General features: G+C 63.0%; 2 protein-coding genes. Both read right to left on the bottom strand.

All coding sequences use genetic code 11. The features are described 5' to 3' along the window. Positions 1 to 184: carboxymuconolactone decarboxylase family protein (locus SB816_RS29960; RefSeq protein WP_410547986.1), on the bottom strand; the 184-nt coding region annotated here is incomplete at its 3' end. A 12-nt stretch (positions 185 to 196) separates the two neighbouring features. Next, a partial coding sequence (locus tag SB816_RS29955) for an aldehyde dehydrogenase family protein (RefSeq protein ID WP_410547985.1) occupies positions 197 to 422 on the bottom strand: 226 nt, incomplete at its 5' end.

Raw genomic sequence — 422 nt, 5'->3', positions numbered from 1 at the left:
CCGGCAACTCGTCGAGATGGCCTCCCGCGATCAGCGCGGCAACAGTCACGAGGCTGCGGTCGCGCGGCGAGAGCGTCGGATCGCTCCAGATCCGCGGATAGAGCGTGTCGTCGATGAATGCCGAGAGCGTCGGCGTGAACGCACGCGCGGCTTCGCGCGGACTATCGAAATGCGTATGAGACATGGCGATCTCCTTTCAAGCCTGGCTGATGAACTTGTGCGTGAGGTAGTACTCGATGCCCTCGGTGCCGCCTTCCGAGCCGTGGCCGCTTTCCTTCATGCCGCCAAACGGCAGTTCGGTCGAAACGATGCGGTACTGGTTGATGCCGATCATGCCGGCTTCGAGGCCGTCCGCTGCATCGATGGCCGTACGCGCACTGCTTGTGAACGCATAGGCAGAGAGCCCGTACGGCAACCGGTTC

Origin of the sequence: Achromobacter sp. SIMBA_011, assembly GCF_046535435.1 — a bacterium.
GTDB classification, from domain to species: Bacteria; Pseudomonadota; Gammaproteobacteria; order Burkholderiales; family Burkholderiaceae_B; genus Achromobacter; species Achromobacter dolens.
This window is presented reverse-complemented; position numbering and strand designations above follow the sequence as displayed.